Genomic DNA, 24,424 nt, shown 5'->3' with positions numbered 1-24,424 from the left:
GCTGGGCCCGTTCGCGAAACACCGCGGAACCGGCTTTACCGGGCCGCAGGTGTTGCCCCCGGTAGGGGGTTGGCGTAGCGACACGAAGTGCGCGAAGACTGGGGGCGAGCTTTGACTGTCAAGGCGTGGTGGCAGGCGGCGCCGTTCGCGCTGGTGTTTCTTCTGTTCTTTTTGATTCCGCTGGCGCTGGTCGCGATGGTCAGCCTGTGGAATTTCAACGAGTACGAGTTGATCCCGGCGGTCACGCTGCGCAACTACCTGAGCCTGTTCGAAGGCTGCTCGCACCTCACCGACAACGGCGACCTGTGCGTCACGCTCAACACGTACCTGAGCACCTTCAAGTTCTGCCTGCTGGTGTGGGGCATCACGCTGCTCATCGGTTTTTCGGTCGCGTACTTTCTCGCGTTCCATGTGCGCTCCTCGACCGTGCAGACGGTGCTGTTCGTGCTGTGCACCGTGCCCTTCTGGACATCGAACGTGATCCGCATGATCTCGTGGGTGCCGCTGCTGGGGCGCAACGGACTGGTCAACCAGGCGCTGATGGGCGCGGGCCTCGTGAACCAGCCGGTCGAGTGGCTGCTGTTCTCCGATTTCTCGGTGGTGCTGGCCTTCGTGCACCTCTACACGATGTTCATGATCGTGCCGATCTTCAACAGCATGATGCGCATCGACCGCTCGCTGCTCGAAGCGGCCAGCGACGCGGGCGCCTCGGGCTGGCAGACGCTCTGGAACGTGGTGGTGCCGCTGTCGCGCACCGGCATCCTGATCGGCTCGATCTTCGTCATCACCATCGTGATGGGCGACTTCGTGACCATCGGCGTGATGGGCGGACAGCAGATCGCCTCGATCGGCAAGATCATCCAGGTGCAGACCTCGTACCTGCAGTTTCCGCTGGCCGCGGCCAACGCGATGATCCTGCTGGCGGTGGTGCTGATGATCATCTGGGGGCTCACGCGGCTCGTTGATATTCGCAAGGAACTCTGACCATGCAGACGCCCATCAGCGCGCAGCGCGCCCCCGGCTTCTGGCCCCTGGCGTTCGTGTTTGCCTTGTTCGTGCTGTTCCTCTACGGCCCGATGATCACGATCTTCGTGTTGAGCTTCCAGGGCCCCGAGGGCGGCCTGACCTTTCCGCTGCGCGGCGTCTCGCTGCACTGGTTCTACAAGCTGGCCGAGGGCTTGGGCACCGTCGACATCGGCGCGGCCTTCAGGCGTTCGCTGGCGCTGGGCGCGGTGGTGATGGCCTTCACCGTGGTGCTGTCGGTGCTGGCCGGGCTCGCGTTCCGCAAGAAGCTCAAGGGCGGCAACGCGCTGTTCTTCGTCACGGTGGCGAGCCTGATCATGCCGTCGATCATCATTTCGCTCGGCATCGGCCTGCAGTTCCGGCTGCTCGATACCGGCATCAAGGGCGTGCTCACGGCCATGGACGCGACCACGCTGCTCGAAGGCTATGGCACAGCGCTCGGCCTTTTCAGCTCCGCCCTCGGCGCGCACCTGACGTGGACCCTGCCCTTCGGCCTGCTGATCATGTTCGCCGTGTTCAACCGCTTCAACCCGGCGTATGAAGAAGCCGCGCGCGACCTCGGCGCCACGCCGTGGCAGACCTTCCGCTTCGTGGTGCTGCCGCTGATCGGCCCCTCGATCGTGGGCATCGGCATGTTCGGTTTCACGCTCTCGTGGGACGAGATTGCCCGCACCTCGCAAGCCATCGGCGACGTCAACACGCTGCCGCTCGAGCTGCAGGGGCTGACCTCGACGGTCACCACGCCGTCGATCTATGCGCTGGGAACGGTGACCACCGTCGTCTCGCTGCTGGTCATGGCGGTGGCGCTGGGCGCGGCTTCGCTGCTGCGGCGGCGCGCCATTCGGCCTATGTGAGTGTTTTCCTACAGCCGCCTAAAATCGCGCTCCAACAAAGCGCAAGCGAGAGAGAGGCGGACATGCTCGACAAACTGAACGATTTCACGGGGAGCCACGGCGAGCTGCAGCGCGGCCGAGGCCTCGTCACCGGAACCATCGCCCTGAGCCTGGGCATCCTGTGCTTCCTCGGCGTGCTGGCCTTCCACTTTCCGCAGTACCTCACCACGCCCGAGCTGCGCAAGAGCTACAACGTCGACGTGATGCGCTACATCCTGCTCACGGCGCTGGTCATCTCGGGCGGGCTCTCGCTGGTCAACATCATCTTCAACCGCTCGCGCTGGCTCTCGTCGGCCGCGTTCCTGCTGGTGGCAGCCTCCGCGCTGCTCGGCGGACACAAGGTGCCGGTGCACGACTTCGCGGACAACACGCCGTACATCGGGCTGGACTGGTTCATCCTCGACCTGCTGGGCTCGTCGCTGATCTTCATCTTCATCGAGAAGCTGTTCGCGCTGCGGAAAGACCAGCCCGTGTTCCGCGCCGAGTGGCAGACCGACTTTCATCACTTCGTGGTGAACCACATGATCGTGGGCTTCGTGCTGCTGGCCACCAACCTCATGGTGCACAAGCTCTTCGGCTGGGCGGCCAACGACGGCATCCGCGGCTGGGTGGGGAACCTGCCGTTCTGGGCGGGCATCCTGCTGATCATTCTGGTGGCCGACCTTGTGCAGTACTGGACGCACCGCGCGTACCACGAGGTGCCCGTGCTCTGGCGCCTGCACGCGGTGCACCACAGCGTCAAAAGCATGGACTGGATGGCGGGTTCGCGCCAGCACATCCTGGAGTTGCTGATCACGCGCACGCTGGTGCTCGCGCCGATCTACGTGCTGGGCTTCAGCAAGGAAGTGATCGACGCCTACATCGTGGTGGTCGGCTTCCAGGCGGTGTTCAATCATTGCAACGTGAGCGTGCGGCTCGGCCCGCTGCGCTACATCATCGTCACGCCCAACTTCCACCACTGGCACCACAGCCAGGACATCGAGGCGCTCGACAAGAACTATTCGGCGCACTACGCCTTTCTCGACTACATCTTCGGCACCGCGGTGAAGAGCACCAAGCTCTGGCCCGAAAAATACGGCGTGCTGGGCGACTACGTGCCCAACGGCTTCTTCAAGCAGTTGAAGTTCCCGTTCGTCTGGAAAGGATGATGCGGGCCACTCTTCGCGCCGCCGCGCTCGTGGCCGTGGCGGGTGCCGCGCTGCTGCTTTCGGCCTGCGCCACCCGGGTCGACATGCCCTCCAAGGACAACGGGCTGCGCCTGCGGGTGCAAAGCTCGGTCATCGCGCCGGGCAACGGCGGCGAGCTCATCACAGCCAGCGCGCTGGAGCCCGGCGACATCCTGCTGAGCTCGATTGCCACGGTCAATTCCTTCGGTATCCGGCTGGGCACCTTCTCGCCGGTGAGCCATGCGCTGCTGTATCTGGGCGACGGGCTGATCGCCGAGGCCGTGGGCACCGGCGTGCGCGCACGGCCGCTGGCCGACGTGGTGGCCGAAGAACAGATGGTGGTGGCCTTTCGCGTGCCGGGCCTCGACGACGCGGGCGTCGCGAAGCTGCGCACCTGGGCCAACTCGCAGGTCGGCACACGCTACAACACCACCGGCGTGCTGCTGAACGCGCCCTTCGTGCTGAACCGGCGCCTCTGCGAGCTGCCGCTGATCCCGTCCTCGGTGAGCAACTTCTGCATCAGCGGCATGGCCATGGTGCAGCTGGGCGCGAGCCGCGACGACCAGTTCTTCTGCTCGCAGTTCGTGCTCGAGGCCTACCGGCAGGCGGGCGTGCCGATCACCGCGGCCGATCCGCGCTGGGTGAGCCCGGCCGACCTGCTGCACATGCGCGAGGGCGACGTGCCCTCCATCGCCGCGACGCAGCCGCTGCGCTACATCGGGCACCTGAAGTACAACGCGCCGCCGATCCTGGCGGCGGATGGGCCCTGACCGCTTTGACGACTGCTGCTTTCCAGTTCGATGTCGTCGTGGTCGGCGCCGGTGCGGCCGGGCTGTTCTGCGCCGGGGTGGCGGGCCAGCGCGGGCTCAAGGTGCTGCTGGTCGACCACAGCGAAAAAGTCGGCGAGAAGATCCGCATCTCGGGCGGCGGGCGGGCCAATTTCACCAACCGCGACCTCGACGTGCGCGCCCCGCAGCGCCACTTCATCGGCGACAACCCGAATTTCTGCCGCTCGGCGCTGTCGCGCTATGCGCCGCAGCAGTTCATCGAGCTGGTGCAGAAGCACGGGATCGCCTTTCACGAGAAGCACAAGGGACAGTTGTTTTGCGACGGCTCCTCGCAGCAGATCGTGGACATGCTGCTGGCCGAATGCACAGCCGGCATGGTCACCCGGTGGCAGCCGTGCAAGCTGGGGGCCATTGCTTTTTCTCCGGTAACTGCTGATGCAGCGGGCGCTGGCAGCTATCGAATTGATAGCGATCGCGGCGTGATCGAGACACCCAAGCTGGTGATCGCGACCGGCGGCCTGTCGATTCCCCAGATCGGCGCCAGCGACTTCGGCTACCGCCTTGCAGAGCAGTTCGGCCTGCGCGTGGTCACGCCCCGCCCGGCCCTCGTGCCGCTGACTTTCGGCGGTGAAGGCTGGGCGCCGTATGCCGAACTGGCAGGGCTGGCGCTGCCGGTGCGGATCGAAACCGGGGCCAAGAAGGAAAAGATGGCTTTCCTCGAAGACCTGCTGTTCACCCACCGCGGCCTTTCGGGCCCGGCGGTGCTGCAGATTTCGAGCTACTGGAAGCCAGGCGCCCCGCTCACCATCGATTTCGCACCCGGCACGGACGTGGCCGAGGCGCTGGGCGAGGCCAAGCTCCGCTCGAAGAAACGCATCGCCAATGAACTGGCTGCGCTCGTGCCCTCCCGGCTGGCGGACGCATGGGTCGGGCAGGACCCAGCCCTGCAGCGCCCCGTCAACGAAGCGGCCGACAAGGCGCTCGCGGCGCTGTCCGAGCGCATCGCCCGCTGGCAGATCACCCCGAGCGGTACTGAGGGCTACAAGAAGGCCGAAGTCACCGCCGGGGGCGTCGACACCCGCGATTTGTCGTCCCAAACGATGGAATCGAAGCAACCGGGCCTGTATTTCATCGGCGAAGTGGTCGATGTGACGGGTTGGTTGGGCGGATACAACTTCCAATGGGCCTGGGCGAGCGCTCATGCGTGCGCCACAACCCTCTGAAGCGAGAAGGTAAAGGGTCTTTTCCAGAACACCGCGGAACCGGCTTTGCCGGGCCGCCAGTGTTGCCCCCGGCGAGGGGGAAGGAGGAGCGACACGAAGTGCGCGCAGCCTTGGGGAGTGCTATACTCGCGGGCTAACTTTTGGCCTTCCCTCAACGGCCACCAAAGATTTCAGTTGAGGAACCCCGGCTTTGGGCCTCGATCTCCCCGAGCCAACTTCAGTTCAACGATTCATCAATGACCACCATCCGCGTTAAAGAAAACGAGCCCTTCGACGTCGCTCTGCGTCGCTTCAAGCGCACCATCGAAAAGCTCGGCCTGCTGACCGACCTGCGCGCCCGCGAGTTCTACGAAAAGCCGACCGCCGAGCGCAAGCGCAAGAAGGCAGCCGCCGTCAAGCGCCACTACAAGCGCGTGCGCAGCATGCAGCTGCCCAAGAAGCTGTACTAAGCAACACCTGCGGGCAGCCGGCCCTCGACGAAAGTCACCGCCAGCGCCCCGTTGCCTCAGCCGCGCCAGGGAAACCTGCCGCGGCTTTTGTTTTTCCGAAAGGCTGACATGACACTCAAAGAACAGATCACCGAAGACATGAAGACGGCGATGCGCGCCAAGGACTCCGAGCGCCTGGGCACCATCCGCCTCCTGCTCGCCGCCCTGAAGCAAAAGGAAGTCGACGAGCGCGTGGAGCTCGACGACGCCATGGTCGTGGCCATCGTCGACAAGATGGTCAAGCAGCGCAAGGACTCGATCGCCGCGTTCACCACCGGCGGCCGCACCGACCTCGCCGACAAGGAAGCCGCCGAGATCAAGGTGATCGAGGGCTACCTGCCCCAGCGCATGAGCGCCGAGGAAACCACCGCCGCAGTCAAAGCCATCGTGGCCGAGCTGGGCGCCAGCGGCCCCGGCGACATGGGCAAGGTGATGGGCGTGGTCAAGACCCGCCTGGCCGGCAAGGCCGACATGGGCCAGGTGAGCGCAGCGGTCAAGGCCGCCTTGACGGGCGCCTGATGAGCGACAGCAGCAACCCCTCCGCCACGATCCCCAAGGCCTGCGCCTGCCTGGTCGACGCAAGGGGTCGGCTGCTGGTCTTCCGCCACCCCGAAGACGGCAACATGCAGTTGCCCAAGGGCACCATCGAGCCCGGTGAATCGCCCGAGGTGGCGGTGCGGCGCGAGCTGCTCGAGGAGTCGGGCATCGACTTCACGGGCGAGCTGCAGCCGCTCGGCACGCTGGATCGCGAATGCGAGGCCGGCGTCGAGGGCAACACGCACCGCCATCCGCAGCTGTGGCACCTGTTCCTGATGCGCGCCGACGCGCCGCTGCCCGAGACCTTCGAGCACATGGCCACCGGCAGCCCCGAAGAAGAGGGCCTGGTGTTTTCCTTCCGCTGGCTTGATGCCGACGACGCGCTCGACGACTTCGCGCTGCCCTACCGCCAGACCATCGAGCGCGTGCGCGCCGCCCTGCTGCCCGTCGCCTGATTGATTGGTCGGCCGGTCGCCGGTCAGGCTACGGCGCGAACCGTCATGTACCCGCCCAGCAGCGCCAGCCCGATCAGGAAGCAGCGCTTGAACACCGCCACCGGCAGCTTCTGCCGCAGCCACGTCCCGATGACCATGCCGCCGATGGCCGGCACCAGCATCGCGACCGAACTGCCCACCGCCGCCATCGGATAGCCCCCGTTCCCCGCCAGCCCGATGCCCAGCACGATGGTCGAGGTGGTGAACGAAATCCCCATCGCCTGGATCAGCGAATCGCGCTGGAAGCCCAGCGCCTGCAGGTAAGGCACGGCCGGCAACGTGAACACGCCGGTCACCGCCGTCACCAGCCCCGTGGCTGCGCCCACCAGCGGCCCCAACCACCATTCATGCGCTTCGGGCGCATGCAGCTGCCGCCCCGTGAGCCCCCAGAGCGCATAGGCCACCAGCGCCACGCCGAGCGCCACCGACGCCCACGCGCCCCCCGGCGCACCGAGCCACAGCGCCCCGCCCAGCGTGCCCACCACGATCCCCGCCTGCATGCCGCCGATGCGCCGCAGCACCGATCCGAAGCTTGCGCGCGGCCCGGTCTGCCAGATGTTGGTGACGAGCGAGGGCACGATCAGCAGCGCGGCCGCCCGCACCGGCGCCATCCACAGCGCGAGCAGCGCCATCGACACCGTCGGCAGCCCGAGCCCGATCACGCCCTTGATCACCCCGGCCAGAAGAAATACGGCGGCAGCCGCGGCCCAATGGCCCGCCGTCAGTTCGTTGGAAAAAATCGTCATTGCCGCCGAGTCTGCAGACCGGACGCGCCACTGAAAATGCGGCATTCGCGCACCCAGCCTCAGGCACAGGCTGAGGCCGGCGTGCTACCTTGCGGCCCACCATGCGATTCGATCTCACCGACCTGCGCCTGTTCATCCACGTCGTCGAGGCCGGCAGCCTCACGGCCGGCGCGGAGCGCTCGCACATGACGCTCGCCTCGGCCAGCCAGCGCGTGCGCGGCATGGAAGACGCGCTCGGCAGCCCCCTGCTCACCCGCCACGCGCAGGGCGTGCGCCCCACCGAGGCCGGCCGCACGCTGCTGCACCATGCGCGCGTCGTGCTGCAGCAGATGGAGCGGCTGCGCGGCGAACTCGGCGAATACGGCCAGGGTTTGAAGGGCCACGTGCGCTTCATGTGCGGCACCTCGGCGCTGACCGAGCACCTGCCCGAGGTGCTGAGTCGCTTTCTCGCGGAGCACCCGCGCATCTCGGTCGACCTCGAGGAGCGCCCGAGCCCCGACACCGTCGATGCGCTGCGCGCGGGCTTGTGCGACATCGGCATCGTCTCGGATGCCATCGACAGCGAAGGCCTCGAATGCCATCCCTTCCGTCGCGACGACCTCGTGCTCGTGATGCCGCGCGGCCATGCGCTGGCCGGGCGCCGGCGCGTGAAGCTGGCCGAGGTGGTCGACAACGAATTCGTGGGGCTGCCCGCGGACACCGCGCTGCAGCAGCTGCTGACCGGCCACGTCCGAGCCCTCGGCAAGCACCTCGCCTACCGCGTGCGCGTGCGCAACTTCGAGGCGGTGTGCCGCATGGTCGAGTACGGCATCGGCGTGGGCATCGTGCCGCAGACCGCGGCCGAGCGCTGCGCCCGCTCGATGAAGATCGCGCGCGCCTCGCTTGCCGATGCCTGGGCCGAACGCACGCTGATGGCCTGCGTGCGTTCGTCGGAAGACCTGCCGATCAACGCACGGCGCATGCTGGAGCACCTGATCGCGAAGGATTGATCGAAATGCCGCAGACCATCGAGACAGGAAGAGCGAAACGTCTCTTACTGCTTGCCCACCTATTTTCATGACCCCCGGGAGAGTCATATGTCTGCAGCAATACTCAGTGCCAGCGATGTTGTTGTTCTCTCTGCCGAGAGCGTGCAGAGCAAGGATGACGACGACGTTGTCCAGTTCAATGTTTCCTTCGTCAACGAACTACTTCGCCAATTGCTGAGAATGTCCGAGATTTCTCACGACGCGCTCACAAGCTACTACGTTGACTACTACCTCGCGCAAGTGGAGAACGGCGGATTCGCTCAATTTGTCTACAACACGAACTGGAATGCGCGAATCGTCATGCTTGTGAAGGAAGGCCTAGCCGCAATGCGTGCAAAGCGGCACCTGGCGCTCTTCGAGAAGGGCGAGTGGCTCGTCTCGAACGAGCCATCCAAGCTCAGAAGATTTCTCTCTGGCGAGTTCTTCGGCGTCAACCCTGAACGCGATCGGTTCGATGCAATCACAAATCAGTTCTACGCCTTGAACAAGAGGGAAAACCTCACGAAGCTGAACGCGGCATGGCTCAAGTCTCGTCCTGGCTCATGCGTCGTCCCGATGGAAAACATAAGGCAAGAGATTCAACGAAGGGCGTCGGCCATTGCGGATCGGCCCGCAAGGCAGGCAGAAGCGCTTGCCAAAGCCCCGCGCATCACGAAGCTCATCCATGCACTGTGCGAAGAAGCCGGACACAAGCTGGATCGCATCACGATGGGCGACCCGCGCCACGAGCATGAGGGGCGACGGTGCATGGCCTGGCACTTCCTTACCGACAAGGGGCAGCACTACATGGTGGAGAGTGGCGGCAAGGCGATCATGTTCGAAGACGAGCGACACGAGCGAGTGACGGAAATACCCGCGAAACCCGCCGGAGCAATCTGACCTCTATCGAACGGAGCCTCCGCTGAAGGCAAGTGAATTTCGGTCCGTCGAGCCGATCAGGCAGTCAATGCGAAGCGCCGCTGCCCCTAGGGCATGACACCGGCCGCCCCTGCCGCGCCCGCGCCGCCACGAAGGCATCGAAGGCCTCGCTGCTGGTCTTCTGCGGCACGTAGCCGAAACGCTCCTTCAGCGCGGTGTTGAGCAGCACCGGCCGGTAGCGCAGGAAGTCCAGCTGCTCCGGGCCGTAGCGGCTGACACCCAATGCAGATCCCACCGCGAGCGCCGCCTTGAGCACCCCGGCCGGCCAGTCGGCCGCTTGCTTGCCGAGGCGCGACGCGATTTCGTGGATGGTGAGCGCGCCATCGCCCGCGAGGTTGTAGCAACCGGCCGGCGCGTCACCGAGCGCATGCGCGATGGCGCCCGTCACGTCCTCGTCCCACACGAACACGAACGGGCTCGCGCTGCCGCGAATGGCGATCAACCGCTTCTTCTCGAACAGCGCGGTGATCTGGTTGTCGACCCGCTCGCCGAGGATGGTGCCGATGCGCAGCACCGTCTGCGCGAGCGCGGGGTGCGCCGCGCGACAGTCCGCGAGCATCTCTTCCACCTGCCGCTTGTGGTCGGCGTACGCGAACACCGGGTTGCCGCGCAGCGGCTGCGATTCGGTGATCCACGCCGGGTTGTCCGCGTGATACCCGTAGGCCGCGCCGCTGGACGACACCACGATGTGCCGCACGCCCTGCGCCACGCAGGCCTCGAGCACGTTGCGCGTACCACCCACATCGACCGAATGCTCGAAGGCACGGTTCGAATCCTTGCCCGGCGTGACGATGGAGGCCAGGTGCACGACGGTGTCGATGGCGTATTCGGCAAGCGTGTCGCCGATGCCCGCATCGCGCACATCCTGCTGGCGATAGACCACGCCCGGCAGTTGTCGCTCGGCAGGCACCTCGCGGACATCGAGCGCCACCAGGACCTCGAGCGACGCCTCCACCAGCGCAGCCAGCACGCCACGCCCCAGGAACCCATCACCTCCCGTCACGAGCACACGGCGCGCACTCATGGCGTCGCGGGCTTGCGCCCCCACCAGCTCGCCAGCGCAAGGCCCGCGATGATGTCCCAAAAACCCCACACGCCGGCCACCACCGCCATGCCGCCGAGCCCGCCGAAGAAGCTGAAGATCAGCACCAGCCCGAGCCCTGCGTTGCGGATGCCCACCTCGATCGACACCGCGCGCCGGTCGTAGTCGCCCAGCCCCGAGAGCCGCGCGCACAGATACCCCGTGCCGAATGCGAGCGCATCGTGGATCACCACCGCCAGCAGCACCAGCCCCACGTAGTCGAGAAAAAAGCGCCAGTTGCCCGCGATGGCGCCGACGATGAAAGCGATCAGCGCGAGAAAACTCAAGATGCGCGCCGGCTTCTTGATGCGCGCCGTGAGCCGCGGCAGCTGGTGCGCGCAGGCCACGCCCAGCACGAACGGAATGCCGATGATCATCACGATGTGACCCAGCATGTCGAGCGGGTCGAGCGCAATCGTCTTGAGCAGCGCCGAGGCCGTCGGATGCAGCCCGCCCCAGAACGCGAAGTTGAGCGGCATGACGACGATGGAAAGCGCATTCGAGATCGCCGTCATCGACACCGACAGCGCCACGTTGCCGCCCGCGCGGTGCGTGAGGATCTGCGAGATGTTCCCCGGCGGGCAACAGGCCACCAGGATCATGCCCAGCGCAATGCTCGGCCCCGGCTTCAGGATGAGCGTGAGCGCAAAGGTCACGGCCGGCAGCACGATGAACTGCGCACCGATGCCCACCGCCATCGCGCCCGGCATGCGCGCCACGCGCTTGAAGTCGTCGATGCGCGTGTCCAGCGCAATGCCGAACATCAAAAAGCCCAGCACCACGTTGAGCAGCACCAGCGAGGCCGGGTTGAAGTGCAGGCGGATTTCGTCGACGGGCAGCATGGATGTGAAAGCCTCGTTCAGGGTGAGTCGGCCAGCGCCGCCGAGGCGCTGCGTACCGCCGCGCGGTAGGTGTCCTTGTGCACGTAGTACGCCATGCGTTCGAGCTGCAGGTATTTGTAGCCGCCCGACAGGTCGGGTGGCGGCCCCTGCACCGCCGCGCGCAACGCCGCGGCCTTGGGCGATCCGGCCGCTTTTGCGCGGAAGTAGCGCGCCAGCAATTCGGCCTGCTCGTAGCGCCCCTGCCAGCCGATGCCGCTCGCCTCGATCATCCCGAGCACGCCGATGCTCTCGAAGCGCGGCGAGAAGATGTTGAGGTACAGGCGCGGCGCCATGCCCTGCCAGTTGAGCAGCGCACGGTCGATGAACGGGTAGTGCAGCGCATAGCCGGTGGCGGCCAGGATAAGGTCGTAGTCGCGCGCGCTGCCGTCCTTGAAGTGCACCGTGCGCCCATCGAGCCGCGCGATGTCGCCGCGCACGCCGATGTCGCCATGCCCCACGTGGTGCAGCACCAGCGAATTCACGATGGGGTGCGACTCGTACATCCTGTAGTCGGGCTTCGGAAACCCGAAGCGCACCGGGTCGCCAGTAAACCACTTGAGCACCGTCGCATCGACCCGCTGCTTGAGCCACGGCGGCAGCGGCCGCTTGCCGCCCAGCGTGTCGGCCGGCTTGCCGAACACGTACTTCGGCACGAAGTAGTAGCCGCGCCGCACCGAAATGTCGACGCTCTTCGCGTAGTGCACCGCATCGACCGCAATGTCGCAGCCCGAGTTGCCCGCGCCGACGATCAGCACGCGCTTGTCCTTGAAGAGTTCGGCGTGCTTGTAGTCGCTGGTGTGCAGCAGCTCGCCATCGAAGCGGCCTTCGAACTGCGGGCGCTTGGGTTCGGCGAGCGTGCCGTTAGCGATGACCACGCCCCTGAATTCGGCCGTCTCGACGCGGCCGTCTCCCGCATCGACGCTCACCCGCCAGCGTGTGTCCGGCGCATCGCTCACCGGCTCCACGCGCAGCACGCGTGTGTCGAAGCGAAAGTGTTCCCGCAGCCCGAAGCGGTCGGCGAAGTCGCTGAAGTAGCGGCGCAGCTCGCGGTGGCTCGGATAGTCGGCCACCGTGTCGGCCATCGGGAACTCGGCGAACTCGGTCGTGCGCTTGCTGGAGATCAGGTGCGCCGAGTGATAGACCGTGGAGCGCGGGTTGTCGATGTCCCACAGCCCGCCCACGTCGCTGTGCGCCTCGAAGCCCTGAAAGGAAACACCGTGCTTCTGCAGGTTGCGCGCCCCGGCGAGGCCGGAAGGGCCGGCGCCGATGAGGGCGATCTTCTCGTGGGTGGGTGCGTCGTCTGCCATCAGGTGGGTGGATGTTTGTCGGAAAGACCGGGAATGGCGGTGGCACCGGTTTCGCCCACGCGCGGCTTGCGCGGTTGTCCGCGCAGCACTTGGTCGTGCAGTTTCTCGGGCAAGAGGTTCAGCAGCTTCGAGAGCCAGCCGATGCGCCGCGGCAGCACGATCTGTTCGCGCCCTGCACTCACGCCGGCAAGCAGTTGGTGCGCGGCCGCATCAGCTTCGAGCAGGCCCGGCATCGCGAAACGATTTCCCGCAGTGAGCGCCGTGCGGATGTAGCCCGGGCTGATCGTGTGCACGGTGAGACCCGTCTCGCGCAACTCGGCACGCAGGCTTTCGAGATAGCGGATCAGCCCCGCCTTGCTCGCGCAGTAAGCGCCATTGCCCGGCATGCCGCGCCAGCCCGCGATGCTGGCCACGCCGACCAATGCGCCACGTTGCTGCGCACGCATCGGCTTCACGAAAGGCTGGAAGGTGGTGGCCGCGCCGAGCAGGTTGATCTCCAGCATGCGGCGCAGCACCGCGAGGTCATCGGCCTCGGCCGTGTCGAAGCCGCCCGCCACGCCCGCATTGGCGATCACGAGGTCGGGCACGCCGGCCCTGGCCATCCAGTCGATGGCCATGGATTGCATCGCAGCGCTGTTCGATACGTCGGGCGTGTAGACCGCGCATCGCCCAGGAGCCAGCGCGGTGAGTGCATCGAGCCTCGCCACATCGAGCCCGACCAGCGCCACTTGCGCGCCACCCTCGATCAGCTCGTGCGCCAGTGCCTGGCCCAGGCCACCACAGGCTCCGGTGAGGACGACGTTGTGAAACGGAAGAGTCATGGGCAATGGATGAAGCAGCGAGTGGCAAAAACGCAGCCACTTTAGCCGCGCACCCCCACCGCACTCCCCGGCGTTTTCCCTTGCGCGGCGCGAGACGCTTCAGCTGACGTCCACCACCACCTGCCCCGGCGTCACGACGCTGATCACGCCGCCCCACACGCACTGCAGCGTGCAGCCATCGTGCAATGCAGGCATTCCACCGAACTGCACCATCGCGGCCCCGGGCATCCACGGCGCGGGCGTCACCGGCACGCAGGGCATCGGCGTCAACACACCAGCCGCAGCCGCCGTGGCCGATGCCACCGATGGATTGGCGGGACTGCGGCACATGCCGAAAGGCGTGATGTTCAGAAAGGGCACGCTGTCCTGCACGTTGCCCGGCGGCCCCGCGGGCATCGCGGCCGTCTTCGGCGTCGCGTTGAACGCCGAAGGCGCAAGCCCCATCGAGCACGAGACCTGGGCACCGCTGCACACCTGCTTGGGCATTCGCACGCTCCTTCGTCCTCGGACGATTTGCACCGGTTCCAGCTTAGCGACACCCCCGTGGAGTTCAAGCGCCAACCGGCCGATTCGCGCTCGGCTACACGGCCGATGGAGGTTCGTCGTACCTCCTGAGGTCTACGGCCGTTGGCTCGATTGCGCGCACCCAACCCCGGGAATATGGTTGCGCTCCCCGATACCGAGGGGATGCTTTTCGAAGGGTGCAAGGTGATCGACACAGCGCTTGATTTCATCGCCGACGAGGTCAATGCCCACCTGCGCAAGCGCACCGGCAGCGAACTCGGTGCCGTGGACATCGGCCCGCTGGTCGACGACCGCGGCAACTGGGTCGGCGTGGTCGACACCACGCGCCTCACGCTGTTCCAGATCGACGAAGAGCGCGTGCTGCGGGAGCAAATGCCCGAGCGTGCCATCGTCGCCGGCCGCGAAGTGATGTTGCCGCCTCCGCTCAAGCTCAACCTCGTGCTGCTGTTCTCGGGGCGCTTCCAGCAGTACGCACAGGCGCTGCGCACGCTCTCGCACATCATGGGTTTCTTCCAGGCAAGGCCGCTGTTCACGCCGGCGGACAGTCCTGCATTGCCGGTGGGGCTGGAGCGTGTTGCGCTCGATCTGCTGAGCTATGGACCCGAGCAGTTGAACCAGATGTGGACCTGCCTCGGTGCGAAGCATTTGCCGTCGGTCGTGTATCGCCTCCGGCTGGTGGCGCTGCAGGACATGGAGCCGATCGGCACGGGCATGCCCGTGACGTCGATTCAAACGACCTTGCACGGACGCTGAAGTCCATGGCCCGCATCGACTTCCACCCTCTCTGGACCGTCGAGGTGCAGCACGCCTTCTTCGGCGGCGCATGCGATGCCATCGAATTCCTCGTGCCGCCGTCCACGCAGCGCGCACTCGCAGGCGCACATGCCATCGCAAGACAACGCGAAGGCCACCTGCACATCCTCTACGAAGCCAACGAAAACGCGCTGCCGCTCTCGCCGCTCGCGGGCCGCAGTTTTCTCTTCGGCCTGCAACCGCGCGAGCCGTCGTTCGAACTCATCACCGTGCCCCAGGGCCTGCCATCCGGTGACACCGCACTCTGGCGCAATTCTCCCGATGCCGACGCACTCACCGGTCCCGCGGCAGTGCGAATGAGCGGCGAGCAGTTGCGCATCGAACCGCGCTCGTTGCAACGCCCGCTGACCGTGCGGCTCTTCGATGCCTCCGACACCCAGTGCGCGCAGGTCGTGCTCAACATCGGCGACGAAGCCTGGACTCCGTTGGGCCTGTTCACCCGCGGCACCTGGCGCATCGAGGAAGACGACGGCAACACGCCGCCCCAGAGCTGGCGCCTGCAGGTCGAGCCCGAACTCATCGGCGCTTGGGGACTGCTGGAACTGACGGTGGATGCCGGCCACATCGCCGACGGCCACGCCTTCACGCTCTCCTTCGCCGCGCGCAGCGACACGCTGCGCTACTACGTCGTGGCCAACCGCTTCGGCGAGGCCGAGTTCAACCAGGTCCAGGTGCTCGACAACGGCTTCGCCGCCGAGTCGCGCCCCGCGATCCAGTTCAACCGCGTATTGCCCGCCGCCTTTGGTGCCGGTCACCTGGCGCCCGGTTTGCTCGACCCCTCGGGCAGCGCGCGCATTGCCCTGTTCGAGGCCCAGGCCAGCGTCGCACGCCGCGTGCGCGGGCCGTCGGGGCTGGAACTGCACCGCAACGGCGACCTGCTGATCGGCAACCTGCCCCAGCCCGGCGCCGACCGCCCCGACGCGCAATTCGTCGTTCATCTCTCGCAATCCTGAACCACTTCCGCAGCACACACAGCAAAGGAGCCTTCGCCATGCCGACCTACCGCACGCCCGACGTCTACATCGAAGAAATCTCGGTCTTTCCACCTTCGGTGGCCGAGGTCGAGACCGCGATCCCGGCCTTCATCGGCTACACCGGGCAAGCCCGCAAGGTGAGCGCTGGCGACCTGGCCAACCGGCCGACCAAGATCTACAACTTCGCCGAGTACGAGCAGTACTTCGGCGGACCCGACACGCCCGACATCGGCGTGGCACTGGTGGCCGATGGTCCCGGCTTCATCGCCACGGTGACCCCGCCCGACCTCACGTACCTCATGTACTACGCGGTCAAGATGTTCTTCGACAACGGTGGCGGCAAGTGCTACATCGTGTCGGTGGGCGGCTATGCCGATGCCATCGAGCTTGCGGACTTCACCGACGGCCTGGATGCCGTCGCGCTGGAGGACGAGCCCACGCTGCTCGTGTGCCCCGAGGCCATTCAACTCGGCGGCACGGGCTACGACACGATGTCGCAGAACATGCTGATCCAGTGCGGCACGCTGAAGGACCGCTTCGCGATCCTCGACCTGTTCGGGGGCGACGCGCCGCAGGACAACGCGGCGCTGACCGCCAACCGCGCGCGCATCGGCAACAACAACCTGAAGTACGGCGCGCTGTACTACCCGTTCCTGCGCTCCAGCTTCAACCATGCGGTGATGGGGCTGGGCACCAACGTCAACGTCACGATCGGCGGCGGTGCCGCGGCGACGCTCGACACCCTGCAGACCACCGCCACCGCCGCCTTCAACGCCGCCAAGGCCGCGCTGCTCGACCACTACATCGTGCTGCCGCCCAGTGGCGCAGTGGCCGGCGTGTATGCCGCCACGGACACGGCCCGCGGTGTCTGGAAGGCCCCCGCCAACGTCGGCCTGGCCGATGTGGTGGAGCCGACCGTGCGCCTGGACAACGCGCGCCAGGACGAGCTCAACGTCGACGCCACCACCGGCAAGTCGATCAACGCGATCCGCGCATTCGCCGGCAAGGGCACGCTGGTGTGGGGTGCGCGCACGCTGGCCGGCAACGACAACGAATGGCGCTACGTGCCGGTGCGGCGCTTCTTCAACATGGTCGAGGAGTCGGTCAAGAAGAGCACCTACTGGGCCGTGTTCGAAACCAACGACGCCAACACCTGGGTCAAGGTGCGCGGAATGATCGAGAACTACCTGACGCAGAAATGGCGCGAGGGCGCGCTCGCGGGCGCCACCATCAAGGACGCTTTTTTTGTGCGCTGCAGCCTGGGCACCACGATGAACGCGCAGGACATCCTGGAAGGCCGCATGAACGTCGAGATCGGCATGGCCGCGGTGCGGCCCGCCGAATTCATCGTCCTCAAGTTCTCGCACAAGCTGCAGACCAGTTGATCGCGATCGATTGAACGAACCCTCAAGGAGCCGACGCCATGCCGCAGCAATACCCTCTTCCCGTCTTCCACTTCACCGTCCAGTGGGGTGGCACCCGCCTGGGCTTCTCCGAAGTGAGCGGGCTCACGCAGGAGAACCAGGCCATCGAATACCGCGACGGCTCGTTCCCCGAGTACTCGTCGATCAAGATGCCGGGCCTTCGCAAGTTCAGCAACGTGACGCTCAAGCGCGGGATCATCAAGGCCGACAACGACTTCTTCAAGTGGCTCTCGACCGTCAAGCTCAACCAGGTGGAGCGGCGCGACGTGGTGATCTCGCTGCTCAATGAAGAGCATGCGCCGGTGATGACCTGGAAGATCCACAACGCCTTCCCGGTGAAGGTGGAAGGGCCGGGCCTGAAAGCCGCGGGCAACGAGGTCGCGATCGAGTCGATCGAGATCGCGCACGAAGGGCTCGAGCTGCAGAACGACTGACGCACGCACGCACGTCCCCGTCATGTTCACGCCTCCTCTCGGCTTCCACTTCAAGGTGGAAGTGCTTGGCATCACGCCCGCTGCGGACGACCTTCGGTTCATCGAGGTCGGCGGTCTCGCACTCGAGATCGCCACCGAGGACATGCCCGAAGGTGGCGAGAACCGCTACGTGCAGCGCTACCCCGGCGTGGCGAAGTACGGCGACCTGGTGCTCAAGCGCGGTCTGCTGAAAGACAGCGAGGTGTGGAACTGGGCGCGCCAGTGCATCGAGGAGCTGGACATCACGCCGCACGACGTGGATGTGACGCTCCTGAACCCGGAGCACGAGCCGCTCATGACGTGGCATGTGGTGGGCGCCTTTCCGACGAAATGGTCGATTGCCGATCTCAATGCATCGGCCAACACCTTCGTCGTCGAGACGCTGACGCTGACCTACAAGTATTTCCGGCTCGACAAGAGCTGAAAGAGGAGCACGCCATGCCCATCGTCGTCGATGAAGTGGTGATCACGGTCGAGGTCGGCAATGCGGCCGGCGGCGGGACCGCGACACCGCCTGCGCCGGCGGACGACCGGCAGGCGTTGGTGGCGGAGTGTGTCGAGCGGGTGCTCGAGATTCTTCGCGATCGGGAGGAGCCTTGAAATGACGCCCCGATTTCTTGTTCATCGCAGCAGGGAGCATTCAGGGCGCGATCACGCCGACGGGGTACCTTGCTCCGCGAATGTCCCCCGGCCTGCGGCCTCCTCCTTGATTTCGCTGCGCAAGGCACCCCATCGGCGTGCTCGTTATCCAGAGCAGTCGTTGATCGGCCAGCACCACGCACATGCCCCGAGATGGAGCCACTGACATGCCCTCCGGACATCTCGAGAAACTGCTGGTCCAGGCGTTCACCACGCCGGACTGCGCCACCGGCAGCCAGATCGACACCTTCGAGTCGTACGTGAACCCGAACGAGATCACGCTCGCCTACGAGATGGAGTACGACGCCGCGCAAGGCTCGGGCACCACCGGCAGCCGCATGGACTTCAAGAAGGTCAAGCCGGGCGACATGTCCCTGAACTTCTTTCTGGACGGCACCGGCGCCAACGGCGTGAAGATCGATGTGCAGCAGCAGGTCGAGAAGTTCCAGACCGTCACCGGCTACAACGGCGACATCCACCGGCCCAACTACCTGCTGGTGGCGTGGGGCACGATCCAGGTGAAGCGCTGTGTGCTCAAGAGCGCATCGATTGCGTACAAGCTCTTCAAGGCCGACGGCACGCCGCTGCGCGCAACCATCGCCGCCACCTTTGTCGATGCGGTGGAAGACCAGACGCGCGTCGCGCTCTCGCAGGATTCGTCGCCCGACCTTACCCATGTGCGCGTGCTGCGCGCCGGCGACACGCTGGCGGCCCTGTGCGCGCAGATCTACGGCGACCCCGCGCTCTACCTGAAGGTGGCGCGCGCCAACAACCTCGACGGCGTGCGGCATCTTCCGGCCGGCACGCGCGTGCGCTTTCCGCCGCTGCGCAAGTAGGCGGAGGACGAACACCACCATGCCCAACGCCGTCGCCGCCCCTCCTCCCGCGCCCGCCAAGCCCGCGGAGCGCACGCTGCCCATCAAGGCCGAGCATCGCGAGTTCACCGTCAAGGTGAACGGCCAACCGGTGCCACGCGAGCACGCGCTGCATTCGGTGAGCGTGGTGGCCACGGCCAACCGCATCGCTTCGGCGCAGCTCGCATATGTCGATGGCGCGGCAGGTTCCGGCGACTTTCCGCTCGGCAAGCTCGACCTGGTGAAGCCGGGCGGCACGATCGAGATCCTGGCCGGCAGCGGGGCCGATCCAACGCTGGTGTTCAAGGGCGTGATCGTCGGCCAGCGGCTGCGCATCCGCGAAGCCTCGTCGTCGATGCTGGTCATCGACTGCCGCCACGCGGCGATGAAGCTCGCGCAGGTGCGCCGCAGCGCGAACTTCTTCGACCAGACCGATGGCGATGTCATCGAGTCGCTGCTGGGCACGGCCGGTGTCGATGTGGAGGTCGATGCCACCACGGTCACGCACAAGCAACTCGTTCAGCACGACTGCACCGACTGGGATTTCATCGTCACCCGGGCTTCGGCCAACGGGCGCATGGTCTTCACGCGCGGCGACAAGCTCGCGGTGAGCGAACCGAAGATCGGCGCTGCGGCGGTTCAGCTGCAGTTCGGTGCGACGCTGCTCGAGTTCGATGGCGGCATCGACGCGCGCATTCAGGCGCAGGCCGTCAAGACCGTGAGCTGGAACGCGGCCGACCAGGCGGTCGAGGAGCAGGAAGGCGAAGCACCCGCCTTCAAATCCACCGGCAACTTCCAGGCCGACGCATTGGCCACCGATGCGGGATCGGACACCGTGCTGCTGCCCCACACCACCCTCGACGCCCCCGAAGGCGTGGCGCTCGCGAGCGCGGTACGGCAGCGCGCGGCGGTCGATCTTGCAAGCGGCCGCGCGATGTGCGTTGGCATCGCGACCATCCAGCCCGGCGACACCGTCAAGCTCGGCGGCGTGGGCGACCGCTTCAGCGGCGATGTGCTCGTGACCGGCGTGCGGCAAGTGTTCGACACGCAGAAGGGCTGGAAGACGCACCTGCAGTTCGGCAGCGCCGAGCCCGACCCTGCGCTGCGGGAGCGCCTGCAGCGCCAGCGCACGGCCGACCTGCTGGCGCCTGCTGCCGGCCTGCAGCTTGGCGTGGTCACCGACAACGAAGACCCGCAGGGCGAGTTCCGCGTGCGGGTGCGGATGCCGCTGGTGAACGGTGGCGACGACGGCGTCTGGGCCCGTGTGGCGGCGGCCGATGCGGGCAGCAACCGGGGTCTCTTCTTCCGCCCCGAGATCGGCGACGAAGTGCTCGTCGGTTTCCTGGACGACGACCCGCGCCACCCCGTGGTGCTGGGCATGCTCCACAGCAGCGCCAAGGCTGCGCCGCTCGCGCCGGGCAACGACAACCACGTCAAGGGTTACACGAGCCGCAGCGGCATCACGCTCGCCTTCGACGACGAGAAGAAATCGCTCACGCTCGCCACGCCCGCAGGCAACACGCTGGTGCTGGACGACCAGAGCGGCGGCATCACGATCAGCGACAGCAACGGCAACAAGATCGTGATGTCGCGCGACGGCATCGCCATCGAAAGCGCCAAGGCCTTCTCGGTGAAGGCGAACACCGAGATGAAGTTCGAGAGCATCGTCAGCACCGACGTGAAAAGCATCGGCGTGGTCAAGGTCGCGGGCTCCGCGCTGCAATTGGGCTGAGGGACAAGGCCATGGACGACACCCCGCTCTTCCTAGGTCGCGGCTTCGGCTTTCCGCCCTCGTTCTCGAACGGCCAGGTGCGCATGGTCGAGGACGAGGTGGACATCCAGGAGAGCCTGAGCATCCTGTTCGGCACGGCGCCGGGCGAACGCGTGCTGAACGCCAAATTCGGGCTGGACATGGCGCCGCTGCTCTTCGAGCCGCTGGGCACCACGCTGCGCACGCTGCTCGAAGACCGCATCACGACCACGCTCCTGATCCACGAGCCGCGCATCCGGGTGCTCGCGCTGGCAGTGGACGATTCGCGCGCGTTCGAGGGGGTGCTGCAGATCCGGCTCGACTACACGGTGCGCAGCACCAACACCCGCTTCAACCTCGTGTTCCCCTACTACCTGGGCGATGCGAACGAGTTGCGTGAACGCGTGGTGCCCACGCTGCCGGCGAGGAGCTGAGATGGCCGCACAAGACCTCCTCGACGCCTTTGCCGCCGCGCCCGGCACGGCGCAGGCCGAGCGCGACGACCCACGCCTCGCGCCCGCGTCCACGCCCATCGACGACCGCAGCACGGCGCAATTGCTGCAATCGCTGCATGCGTTGGCGGGGCTGGTCCAGCATCACGAGCAGTGGCCGGTGTCGGCGACGCCGGGCAATTGGCAGCCCTACCTTCCCTCCGGCGACATCGCCACGCTCGAAGCGCTGGTGCAGAGCACCGATGGCAAGCAGCCGCCGCACCACGGCCTGCTGATCGCGTTCCTCCAGTTGCTGGCCCGGCCGCAGGCGCGGCTGAACGACTTCACCGCGCAGCACCTGAACTACCAGATGCAGCGCGTGCTGGGTTTCGCACCCCGGGGGCCGCAGCCGGACCGGGCGCACCTCGTCTTCGAACTCAAGAAGGGCGCGGCACCGGTGGAGATCGCGGCGCCGCAGCTGTTCTCGGCAGGCAAGGATGCGACCAAGGTCGAGCAGTTGTTTGCACCGGTACATCCCACCGTGGTAGGCCGCGCGCGGGTGGCGCGGCTCGCGAGCATCGTGCGCAATGGGCAACGGCTGTTGTTCGCGCCCGTGGCCAATTCGGCCGATGGGCTCGGCACGCCGCTGTCTCCCGCCGCGCCGCACTGGCCGCCCTTTGGCCGTGCGGGACTGCCCGCCGCGCCGGTGGGCTTCGCCGTCGCCTCGCCGCTGTTGCGGCTGGCCGAGGGCGCGCGCACGGTGCGGCTCAAGCTGCGGCTCTCGGGCCTCCCTGCGGGCGTGAATGCTGCGACGCTCGCCGCCGCTTTCGACGCCCACCTCACGGGCCCGGTCGGCTGGATCGGCCCGCTGCCGATGAGCGGCAGCCTGAGCGGCGACCTGCTCACGCTCGAAGTGGCAGTCGGCCCCGCGCAGCCGGCGGTGGTCGACCACAACCCTGCGATTCATCTGCACGCATTTCCTGCCGCGCTGCCCGTCATCCAGTGCCTGCTGAAGCCGGGCGCCGAACTCGCCTACGGCGCGCTCGACGAGGTGGCCGTGCGCAGCGCGAAGGTGACGGTGAACGCCAAGGACATGCGCGCCCTCACGCTGGAGAACGACGACGCGCCACTCGACCCGAAGAAGGCCTTCCTGCCCTTCGGCGCGCAACCCACGGTCGGCTCTCGCTTTCATGTGGGGTGCGCCGAGGCGCTGGCCAAGCCGGTCACCTCGCTGAAGATCCATCTCGCCTGGCAAGGCGCGCCGGCCGATCTGTACGACTGGTACGAAGGCTATGGGCGGCGCGGCACCATGAGCAATGGCGTGAGCGCCGCCACCAGCTGGCGCGACGCATCGGGCACCGAGCACCAGGCCGCCAACGTGACGCTGATCGCGCGCGCCCCGGCGCCCACCACGCTGAACGTGATCGCCGGCGCGGCGAGCGGCATCCAGGCCTATGCACCGGCGATGCAGATGCAGTCGCTGCTCCAGGGCGGCAGCGCGATGGCGGCGCATGCGGCGGTGTCGATGCAGCTCGCGCAGCCGGTCGCGCGGTCGATGTCGCTCATGTCGGGCCCAATCGCCGGGTTCACCGGCATCGGCGCGATCGCCAACATCACCGGTACCACCGGCATCACGCTCATCCCCGGCCTCTTCGGCAGCCTTTCAAACTCGGCGCTGGCCGCCGCCGCGCCCACCGCACCGCGCGCGGGCTTCGTCACCGTCTCGCTGATCGATGACCTGCTGCGCCGCGACTTCATGCGCGACGCCACGGCCGCTGCGACCGCCGTGCCGCCCAAGGTGTTGAACCCACCCTACACGCCGAAGGTGCAGGAGATCACGCTCGACTACACGGCCGAGAGCGACGAGAGCCGACTGGCCGATCCGTCGCAGGCCGCGTTCACCGACACCGACGTGCAGTTCTTCCAGATCGATGCGCTGGGCCTCGCGCGCGAGCACGCCTGGCTCAACGCGCGCCGGCCGTGGGCGCCGCAGGGCGGCATTGGGCTGCTGCCGGCGCATGCGGCGTCGGCCGAGTTCCTGATCGCGCTCGACGGCGCGCAGGCCGGCGATTCGCAGAGCCTGTTGATCCAGGTCGCCGAAGGCACGGCCGATCCGTTGGCCGAAGCAGCAGGGGTGCAATGGTCGGTGCTCGCTGACAACGCCTGGCGCACGCTGGGCACCGGCGAGCTGGTGCAGGACGACACGCGGGGCCTGCGCGCCAGTGGCCTCGTCGGCTTGGTGCTGCCGCGCGAGACCACCACCGCCAACACCCGCCTGCCCGCCGGCCCGGTGTGGCTGCGTGCCACCACGGCGGGCGCGCCGCAGGCGGCCTGCGACATCGTCGGCGTGCATGCCAATGCGGTCGAGGTGGTGTTCGCCGACCAGGGCAACGACCCTGCGCGCCTCGCACGCGCACTCCCGCCCGGCAGCATCGCGAAGGCGCGCACGCCGCTGGCCGCGGTGAAATCCATCGCCCAGCCCTACGCTTCGTTCGGCGGTGCGCTGCAGGAAGACGACGCCTCGCTCTCGCGCCGCGCCGCCGAGCGGCTGCGCCACCGCAACCGCGCCGTGAACCGCTGGGATTGCGAGCGGCTGGTGCTGCAGGCCTTTCCCTCGGTGCACCGCGCCAAGTGCATTCCGCATGCGAGCGAGAGTTCGTGGCTTGCGGCCGGGCACCTGACGATGGTGGTGGTGCCCGACCTGCGCAACCGGACGACCGGCAACGTGCTGCAGCCGCGCGTCGACCTCGACACGCTCGCGCGCATTCACGAGCACCTTGCCGCACGCTGCGGACCACAGACGCGGGTGCATGTGCGCAACCCCGGCTACCGGCCGGTGCAGCTGGACTTCAAGGTGCGGTTGCGGCCGGGCTTCGGTTTCAATTTCTACGGGCCGCAAATCGACAAGGCCATCGTGCAGGCACTGTCGCCGTGGGCGTTCGACAGCGCGACCGAGCTGGGCTTCGGCGGCCGCGTGGTGCGCTCGGAGCTGCTGGATTTCGTCGAGGCGCTGCCATGGGTGGACTTCGTCACCGACTTCCGCCTGACGCTCGAAGGCGACACGCGCGACCGCGACGAGATCGTGCCGGACACGCCCGACGCGATCCTGGTCTCCGCGCCCACCCACCGCATCGTGGAGCTTTGAAC

Annotated in this window: 26 protein-coding genes; 20 read left to right on the top strand and 6 right to left on the bottom strand. The window is 66.9% G+C overall.

The genetic code is table 11. The features are described 5' to 3' along the window. Positions 1 to 111 precede the first annotated feature (111 nt). The 8 genes from NU688_RS12725 to NU688_RS12690 all read left to right on the top strand — a co-directional run bounded on the left by NU688_RS12725 (position 112) and on the right by NU688_RS12690 (position 6,573). A complete protein-coding gene (locus NU688_RS12725) occupies positions 112 to 984 on the top strand; it encodes an ABC transporter permease (protein WP_257860981.1) in 873 nt (290 codons plus the stop codon). 2 nt (positions 985 to 986) lie between these two features. Next, a complete protein-coding gene (locus NU688_RS12720; protein ID WP_257860980.1) occupies positions 987 to 1,877 on the top strand; it encodes an ABC transporter permease in 891 nt (296 codons plus the stop codon). Between the two features lie 62 nt (positions 1,878 to 1,939). Further along, positions 1,940 to 3,064, top strand: coding sequence for a sterol desaturase family protein (locus NU688_RS12715; protein WP_257860979.1), 1,125 nt, complete (start codon positions 1,940 to 1,942; stop codon positions 3,062 to 3,064). Then, positions 3,061 to 3,852: a YaeF family permuted papain-like enzyme gene (locus NU688_RS12710; protein ID WP_257860978.1), complete on the top strand. Its 792-nt coding sequence runs from the start codon at positions 3,061 to 3,063 to the stop codon at positions 3,850 to 3,852. Before NU688_RS12715 ends, NU688_RS12710 begins: the two co-directional genes overlap by 4 nt. Before the next feature lie 5 nt (positions 3,853 to 3,857). Beyond that, positions 3,858 to 5,093 (top strand): NAD(P)/FAD-dependent oxidoreductase, encoded by a 1,236-nt coding sequence (locus NU688_RS12705; protein ID WP_257860977.1) that lies wholly within the window; start codon positions 3,858 to 3,860, stop codon positions 5,091 to 5,093. 236 nt (positions 5,094 to 5,329) lie between these two features. After that, positions 5,330 to 5,542 carry a 30S ribosomal protein S21 gene (gene rpsU / locus NU688_RS12700; RefSeq protein WP_007833691.1) on the top strand — a complete coding sequence of 71 codons (213 nt, stop codon included), beginning with the start codon at positions 5,330 to 5,332 and terminating at the stop codon, positions 5,540 to 5,542. 108 nt (positions 5,543 to 5,650) lie between these two features. Then, on the top strand, positions 5,651 to 6,100 hold the full coding sequence (locus NU688_RS12695; protein WP_257860964.1) for a GatB/YqeY domain-containing protein: 450 nt from the start codon (positions 5,651 to 5,653) through the stop codon (positions 6,098 to 6,100). Then, positions 6,100 to 6,573, top strand: coding sequence for an NUDIX domain-containing protein (locus NU688_RS12690; RefSeq protein WP_257860963.1), 474 nt, complete (start codon positions 6,100 to 6,102; stop codon positions 6,571 to 6,573). Before NU688_RS12695 ends, NU688_RS12690 begins: the two co-directional genes overlap by 1 nt. Positions 6,574 to 6,596: 23 nt before the next feature. Here NU688_RS12690 and NU688_RS12685 read toward each other — a convergent pair whose 3' ends face one another. Next, positions 6,597 to 7,358: a sulfite exporter TauE/SafE family protein gene (locus NU688_RS12685; protein ID WP_257860962.1), complete on the bottom strand. Its 762-nt coding sequence runs from the start codon at positions 7,356 to 7,358 to the stop codon at positions 6,597 to 6,599. A 101-nt stretch (positions 7,359 to 7,459) separates the two neighbouring features. Here NU688_RS12685 and NU688_RS12680 point away from each other — a divergent pair, with 101 nt between their 5' ends. Together NU688_RS12680 and NU688_RS12675 are read left to right on the top strand one after the other, a co-directional pair. Next, positions 7,460 to 8,347, top strand: a complete 888-nt coding sequence (locus NU688_RS12680) for a LysR family transcriptional regulator (protein ID WP_257860961.1) — start codon at positions 7,460 to 7,462, stop codon at positions 8,345 to 8,347. Positions 8,348 to 8,434: 87 nt separating this feature from the next. Next, positions 8,435 to 9,265 carry a DMP19 family protein gene (locus tag NU688_RS12675; RefSeq protein ID WP_257860960.1) on the top strand — a complete coding sequence of 277 codons (831 nt, stop codon included), beginning with the start codon at positions 8,435 to 8,437 and terminating at the stop codon, positions 9,263 to 9,265. A 64-nt stretch (positions 9,266 to 9,329) separates the two neighbouring features. On the opposite strand, the gene NU688_RS12670 is transcribed toward NU688_RS12675, so the two are convergent. The 5 genes from NU688_RS12670 to NU688_RS12650 form a co-directional block, all read right to left on the bottom strand. Then, on the bottom strand, positions 9,330 to 10,328 hold the full coding sequence (locus tag NU688_RS12670) for an SDR family oxidoreductase (RefSeq protein WP_257860959.1): 999 nt from the start codon (positions 10,326 to 10,328) through the stop codon (positions 9,330 to 9,332). After that, a complete protein-coding gene (locus tag NU688_RS12665; protein ID WP_257860958.1) occupies positions 10,325 to 11,227 on the bottom strand; it encodes a bile acid:sodium symporter family protein in 903 nt (300 codons plus the stop codon). Before NU688_RS12665 ends, NU688_RS12670 begins: the two co-directional genes overlap by 4 nt. A 17-nt stretch (positions 11,228 to 11,244) precedes the next feature. Further along, complete coding sequence (locus tag NU688_RS12660) at positions 11,245 to 12,573, bottom strand: NAD(P)/FAD-dependent oxidoreductase (protein ID WP_257860957.1); 1,329 nt, start codon at positions 12,571 to 12,573, stop codon at positions 11,245 to 11,247. Further along, the gene (locus NU688_RS12655) at positions 12,573 to 13,394 is read right to left on the bottom strand and encodes an SDR family oxidoreductase (protein ID WP_257860956.1); all 822 of its coding nucleotides are present in this window, start codon (positions 13,392 to 13,394) and stop codon (positions 12,573 to 12,575) included. Before NU688_RS12655 ends, NU688_RS12660 begins: the two co-directional genes overlap by 1 nt. Positions 13,395 to 13,493: 99 nt before the next feature. Next, entirely contained in the window at positions 13,494 to 13,880 is a 387-nt protein-coding gene (locus NU688_RS12650) for a DUF4280 domain-containing protein (RefSeq protein WP_257860955.1), read from the bottom strand. Between the two features lie 222 nt (positions 13,881 to 14,102). Here NU688_RS12650 and NU688_RS12645 point away from each other — a divergent pair, with 222 nt between their 5' ends. The 10 genes from NU688_RS12645 to NU688_RS12600 all read left to right on the top strand — a co-directional run bounded on the left by NU688_RS12645 (position 14,103) and on the right by NU688_RS12600 (position 24,422). Continuing rightward, positions 14,103 to 14,672: a DUF4255 domain-containing protein gene (locus tag NU688_RS12645; RefSeq protein ID WP_257860954.1), complete on the top strand. Its 570-nt coding sequence runs from the start codon at positions 14,103 to 14,105 to the stop codon at positions 14,670 to 14,672. A gap of 5 nt (positions 14,673 to 14,677) precedes the next feature. Beyond that, positions 14,678 to 15,685, top strand: a complete 1,008-nt coding sequence (locus NU688_RS12640) for a hypothetical protein (RefSeq protein ID WP_257860953.1) — start codon at positions 14,678 to 14,680, stop codon at positions 15,683 to 15,685. Positions 15,686 to 15,723: 38 nt separating this feature from the next. Continuing rightward, on the top strand, positions 15,724 to 17,091 hold the full coding sequence (locus NU688_RS12635) for a phage tail sheath C-terminal domain-containing protein (protein WP_257860952.1): 1,368 nt from the start codon (positions 15,724 to 15,726) through the stop codon (positions 17,089 to 17,091). Between the two features lie 38 nt (positions 17,092 to 17,129). Continuing rightward, entirely contained in the window at positions 17,130 to 17,564 is a 435-nt protein-coding gene (locus tag NU688_RS12630; protein ID WP_093431235.1) for a phage tail protein, read from the top strand. Between the two features lie 22 nt (positions 17,565 to 17,586). Next, entirely contained in the window at positions 17,587 to 18,027 is a 441-nt protein-coding gene (locus NU688_RS12625) for a phage tail protein (RefSeq protein ID WP_257860951.1), read from the top strand. A gap of 14 nt (positions 18,028 to 18,041) precedes the next feature. Then, complete coding sequence (locus tag NU688_RS12620; RefSeq protein WP_172672138.1) at positions 18,042 to 18,203, top strand: DUF5908 family protein; 162 nt, start codon at positions 18,042 to 18,044, stop codon at positions 18,201 to 18,203. 206 nt (positions 18,204 to 18,409) lie between these two features. After that, positions 18,410 to 19,078, top strand: a complete 669-nt coding sequence (locus tag NU688_RS12615; RefSeq protein ID WP_257860950.1) for a hypothetical protein — start codon at positions 18,410 to 18,412, stop codon at positions 19,076 to 19,078. 19 nt (positions 19,079 to 19,097) lie between these two features. After that, positions 19,098 to 20,828, top strand: coding sequence for a type VI secretion system tip protein VgrG (gene vgrG / locus NU688_RS12610; RefSeq protein WP_257860949.1), 1,731 nt, complete (start codon positions 19,098 to 19,100; stop codon positions 20,826 to 20,828). Positions 20,829 to 20,839: 11 nt separating this feature from the next. After that, positions 20,840 to 21,280: a GPW/gp25 family protein gene (locus NU688_RS12605; protein WP_257860948.1), complete on the top strand. Its 441-nt coding sequence runs from the start codon at positions 20,840 to 20,842 to the stop codon at positions 21,278 to 21,280. A 1-nt stretch (position 21,281) separates the two neighbouring features. Further along, positions 21,282 to 24,422, top strand: a complete 3,141-nt coding sequence (locus NU688_RS12600) for a baseplate J/gp47 family protein (protein WP_257860947.1) — start codon at positions 21,282 to 21,284, stop codon at positions 24,420 to 24,422. Positions 24,423 to 24,424 lie beyond the last annotated feature (2 nt).

Origin of the sequence: Variovorax sp. ZS18.2.2 (assembly GCF_024701975.1) — a bacterium.
Classification (GTDB): Bacteria; Pseudomonadota; Gammaproteobacteria; order Burkholderiales; family Burkholderiaceae_C; genus Variovorax.
Note: the sequence above shows the minus strand (reverse complement) of the source record. Positions and strands in the feature narration are given on the sequence as shown.